General features: G+C 46.6%; 7 protein-coding genes. 5 read left to right on the forward strand and 2 right to left on the reverse strand.

Features of this window, described 5'->3' with window-relative positions; all coding sequences use genetic code 11:
• From Q0372_RS01900 to Q0372_RS01910, 3 genes are all read left to right on the forward strand, one after another.
• Nucleotides 1-438: AIR synthase-related protein (locus Q0372_RS01900; protein ID WP_298101853.1), on the forward strand; the 438-nt coding region annotated here is incomplete at its 5' end.
• 44 nt (nucleotides 439-482) lie between these two features.
• The gene (locus Q0372_RS01905; RefSeq protein ID WP_291938617.1) at nucleotides 483-839 is read left to right on the forward strand and encodes a hypothetical protein; all 357 of its coding nucleotides are present in this window, start codon (nucleotides 483-485) and stop codon (nucleotides 837-839) included.
• 194 nt (nucleotides 840-1,033) lie between these two features.
• The gene (locus tag Q0372_RS01910; RefSeq protein WP_297961321.1) at nucleotides 1,034-1,204 is read left to right on the forward strand and encodes a hypothetical protein; all 171 of its coding nucleotides are present in this window, start codon (nucleotides 1,034-1,036) and stop codon (nucleotides 1,202-1,204) included.
• Between the two features lie 97 nt (nucleotides 1,205-1,301).
• Here Q0372_RS01910 and Q0372_RS01915 read toward each other — a convergent pair whose 3' ends face one another.
• Entirely contained in the window at nucleotides 1,302-2,447 is a 1,146-nt protein-coding gene (locus tag Q0372_RS01915) for an iron-containing alcohol dehydrogenase (protein WP_298101858.1), read from the reverse strand.
• A 259-nt stretch (nucleotides 2,448-2,706) separates the two neighbouring features.
• On the opposite strand from Q0372_RS01915, the gene Q0372_RS01920 reads away from it, so the two are divergent.
• A complete protein-coding gene (locus tag Q0372_RS01920) occupies nucleotides 2,707-2,955 on the forward strand; it encodes an AraC family transcriptional regulator N-terminal domain-containing protein (protein ID WP_297944151.1) in 249 nt (82 codons plus the stop codon).
• 163 nt (nucleotides 2,956-3,118) lie between these two features.
• Here Q0372_RS01920 and Q0372_RS01925 read toward each other — a convergent pair whose 3' ends face one another.
• The gene (locus tag Q0372_RS01925) at nucleotides 3,119-3,646 is read right to left on the reverse strand and encodes a hypothetical protein (protein WP_298101861.1); all 528 of its coding nucleotides are present in this window, start codon (nucleotides 3,644-3,646) and stop codon (nucleotides 3,119-3,121) included.
• A 264-nt stretch (nucleotides 3,647-3,910) separates the two neighbouring features.
• On the opposite strand from Q0372_RS01925, the gene Q0372_RS01930 reads away from it, so the two are divergent.
• Nucleotides 3,911-4,509, forward strand: a 599-nt coding sequence (locus Q0372_RS01930; RefSeq protein ID WP_298101864.1) for a UDP-3-O-(3-hydroxymyristoyl)glucosamine N-acyltransferase, incomplete at its 3' end; no start/stop codon positions are given.

The following is a 4,509-nucleotide window of genomic DNA, read 5'->3' on the forward strand; positions in this document are numbered from 1 at the left end:
GGCTTGCACTCAAACGGCTTCTCGCTCGCTCGCAAAGTAGTCGCCGAACTGGGGCTAAAATTTGACGACAAGATAGGCGATCGCGCGCTCATCGACGTGCTTTTGCGGCCGACCAGGATTTACGTCGGAGAGTTTTTAAATTTAAAAGACAAGATCCACGCACTCGCGCACATCACGGGCGGGGGTATCGTGGAAAACTTGCCGCGAGTATTTCCGGAGGAGCTGGGTGCAAAGATCGAGCATACAGCGATCCGCACGCCCGAAATCTTTAAAATCATCGCACAAAAGGTGGAACCATCAGAGATGATGAGGACATTTAATATGGGCGTTGGTATGATCGTCGTAGCTCCGAAAGAAAACGCGGACTTCGTGCTGGCAAACACCGATGGCTACGTTATCGGCGAGATCGTAAAAGGCGGGGGCGTGCAGCTGGTGTAAATTTTAAGCGGTAAAATTTGCCGCTTTTTGCCAAGGCAGAATTTATGTTTAGACTAAATTTTAAAGCAGGTATCGTGACCGCTTCCAAAAACAGCGCCGAAAATTATTATATGATAGGCCTTGCGGACGATAAGTACGACTATAAAAACTATCTGCTTTTCCAAAGACCCATCAAGCTCGGGCGGTATGAGGACGCAGACTCACCGCACAACGGCTTATACGCCAAGTGTAGGCGACGTATGTTTAACGGCTGCAAAGCAGTGAAAATAACTAGCGAGCTTATCGTTTTTGAGGTCCAAGATAGCGTCATCACCGTGGATATCCGTGGCGTTAAAATTCCTAAACGCTTCATGCAGTATTACAAAGAAATTTTCGGCGATCTACTTAGCATCGAGGGATAAATTTAAATGCACCAGCGGCACGCAAAAGCAAATTTCGCAATCACAAATATAAAGCCGAGATTAAAATTTAACGAGCGAATTTTTAGATAGCGCAGGATAAGAGCGTTTAAGCAAAGCCATTAAACGCGGCAAAACTTCGCGCTGGAGTAAAATTTATTGCGAGACTTGCGCATCAAATTTGGCGCAAGTATTATGTGGCAAAATTTACCCTTCCAAACATAGCTAAATTTTGCGTTCGATTCGCAGTCGTCTGCGCTTTAAATTTAGATGCGCCACTATCGCCTCTGCCCTCTTACAGCGAGCCTCGCGGACTTAAAGGATACAAGGCGATCATCTCGCTATCCGCGCAGCCGATTATTTTTTAGGAAGGCTAATCGCTAGCGCACCCACACTGCCGCCTGCTTTTCGGAAAAGGGCGATCGCTCGCCCTTTCTGTTTAAATTTTATCTATGAGCTCGCGCCTTATTTTGCAAAATCTAAAATTTTAGCGATATTTTCGCGGCTGTAGAGCTCCGCCATATTCCACACTTTGGCGTTTGTCGCGGCTACGTCTATGACCTCATCTAGCACCTTGCCTTCGATGCCGAGCTGTGCGAGATTAGTCGGCGTACCGATCTTATCAAACCACGCTTTAAGCGCCGCTGTGCCATCATCTGCGCTTTTAAGGCCGAAAATTTCACGAGCAAAACGCTCAAACGCGCTTAAATTCCTATCCTTATACCACCTCATCCACGCAGGCATTACCACGCTAAGACCGGCTCCGTGCGCGCAGTCCACGACCGCGCTCATCGCATGCTCGATCATATGATTCGGATAGCCGAAGCCGCCTACGCCCACGTAGGTTAGTCCGTTTAGCGCCATCGTCGCAGCCCACGCAAACTCGGCGCGTGCATCGTAATCGCTCGGATCTGCAAGCAGAGCTTCAGTCGTGCGGATGACGGTTTTGATATTAGCTTCGATATAGGCTCGCACGATCTCCGGATGGACGCTAGCGGTAAAATACCCCTCGATGCTGTGCGCGATGATGTCGCTCGCGCTATATACGAGATACTCGCGGCTGACGGTTGCTTGCAGCTGCGGGTTTATGACCGAGACCTTTGGGTATAGACACGGCGCGCTGATCGCGTATTTTTGTTTGGTCTGCTCCTTGGTCACCACGCCGCCGCAGTTCATCTCCGAGCCCGTCGCGGCAAGGGTGATGATGTCAAAAATTTTAAGCGCGGCGCTAGGATTTTTGCCGGTGAAAAAATCCCACACGTCGCCTTCATAGCAGGCGCCTGCGGCTACGGCTTTTGCGGAATCCAGCACGCTTCCGCCACCCACAGCGAGCACGCTATCGGCGCCAAATTCTTTGGCGAGCTTGATCGCTTCGTTTACCTTGCTTAGCACGGGATTTGATTTTATGCCACCAAGCTGCACAAATTCTATACCGTTTGCCTTTAAGCTGCCCTCCACAGCGTCCATCAAACCGCTCTTTCGCACGCGCTCGCTGCCGTATAGCACGAGAGCTTTTTTCGCACCGGATTCCTTCATATACTGCCCGATATACTTTTCTTTATCCCTGCCGAATTCTATCCTCACGGGGTTGCAAAAACTAAAATTTGTCATCTTCTCTCCTTTAAATAAAGTTGGCTAAATTATAGCCTTTTTTAAAATTTTGCGGTAGCACGATAGTTCAAATTCCTTGCTTAATCGTGCAAATGTAAGTGTAATCTGCATAAATTTAAAGGAGCGAGCATAAACGAAGTAGATAAAATTTTAAAAGACGCTACAAAGATCGCGGACGAGCTATATCCAGCCTACGGACACGTTCAGACGCCTATGCAAGCGCTTAGCTTCTACTGCCAAAGCGAGCCCTCAGACTTTCGTGAGTATCTACGAACCTAGCGCGTGCTTGTGCCTGCGCGGCGGTAAAATGGTAGAATTTAGCGGCAAGCAGTATCTCTACGATACGCAAAAATTCCTACTTTGTGCAAGCTACTTGCCGATTTTGGGGCAAGTAGAGCACTGCTCGTTTCTATCGGTAAGCATTAAATTTCAAAGCGAGGATATTCTTAAAGCGCTCAAGGAGATAGAAGGGCAGAGCCGCGCGGGCAGACTTCTGTGGCTTGTATAATTTGCGGCGCCGTTTTTTCGCGCTTTGCTCTAAACATCGGGCGAAATTTTACTCTCCGATGTGATCTGCGGCGCAGATTTTGCGCGAGGCCAAAATTTGTATCCCGCACCCCGCCGCTGTTTTACTCGCGCTCGCAGTACCGCTTTGCTCGTATCGCATGCTGCTACGCAAAGCAAGAAAGCGGATATTTCGCGGCGCTTTTGTCCGTGAGCGCAGCGAGGAAAAGAGCGATAAATTCCTCAAAGCTTTGCGCGATGACCAGGGCATCCTCATAAATCGGTTCTGCGCCGAATACGATCTTGCCCGCGTCCGCGCCCTGCGTGAGGATGCCCGCGAAGCAGCGTTCGCCTCTGACCGAAAACAAAAACGGCAAGCACCCGCTCCAAAACGCACTCACGGCGGCTCTTTGCGCATCGTTAGCCGCGCACTCCAGGCTGTCTTTTTCAAAATCTTCGTAGCAAAATTCCGTCTCGTCCGAGCTCGGTGACGCATAATCCCTGGCGGATACGAACCAAACGGCGTCCGCAGCGTCGCTCAAAATTTCAAAAGAGCAAACGAAGCGGTAAAAATCTTCGCTTAAATTTTTAAATCTGCCGCCCAAAAATTCGCTTCGCGGCGGGCAAATTTCATCCCTGCGCCGTATCTGCCAGCCGTTTTGCGCCAGCACGTCCATAAGTTCGTTAAAAATCATCTCGCCTCCCGTAATTTGGCGCCGATTATAGCATTTTGCTCGGCGTAGCGGTGAAATGCGGCTAAATTTATAAAATTTTGCCTGTCCGCCGCGCATAAAAAGAGAAATTTTGCGCGAAATTTTAAAAATTCGGCTAAAAATAAAATGGCGTTTCCAAATCGCCGCTAAATTTAGGCTTGGCAGAGGGCGTAAGCCGCAGATGAAAAACGGGCGTATCGCTTAAAATGTAATGCTGGAGCGTTAATAATTCCCGAAATTCCAAATTTGCCAGAAAATAAGACGTTTATCGTGGTAGATGAAAATCCAAGAGAAATAATGCCAATCTTGTTAAATTACTTTAAGCCTAAAATAAAGCCTTTTGAAAAAGCAATAGAAGATTCAGCAGTGATAGATAAAACAGCAAATATTTCAAAAATTAATACGTACATAGGTCATAATGTAAAAATAGGAAAAAATGTTGTTATTTATCCAAATGTTTCAATCTTTGAAGGTACAGAAATTGGTGATGGGACAATTGTATATCCAAATGTTACAATCAGAGAATTTTGTAAAATTGGAAAAAGATGTATTTTTCAGCCAGGAGCAGTAATTGGTTCAGATGGATTTGGTTATATAAAAGTAAAAGGGAACAATGTAAAAATAGAGCAAATTCGAAATGTAATTTTAGAAGATGAAGTAGAAATAGGAGCAAATACTTGTGTTGACAGAGGAGCAATTGGCGATACGATAATAAAGAAAGGAACTAAAATCGACACTTTAGTTCATATCGCTCACAATGACATAATAGGGTCAAATTGTTTTATAATAGCACAAGTGGGAATTTCTGGAAGCGTAGAAGTTGGAAATAATACAATTCTTGCAGG

The sequence above is a fragment of the uncultured Campylobacter sp. genome (genome assembly GCF_937997405.1).
Classification (GTDB): Bacteria; Campylobacterota; Campylobacteria; order Campylobacterales; family Campylobacteraceae; genus Campylobacter_B.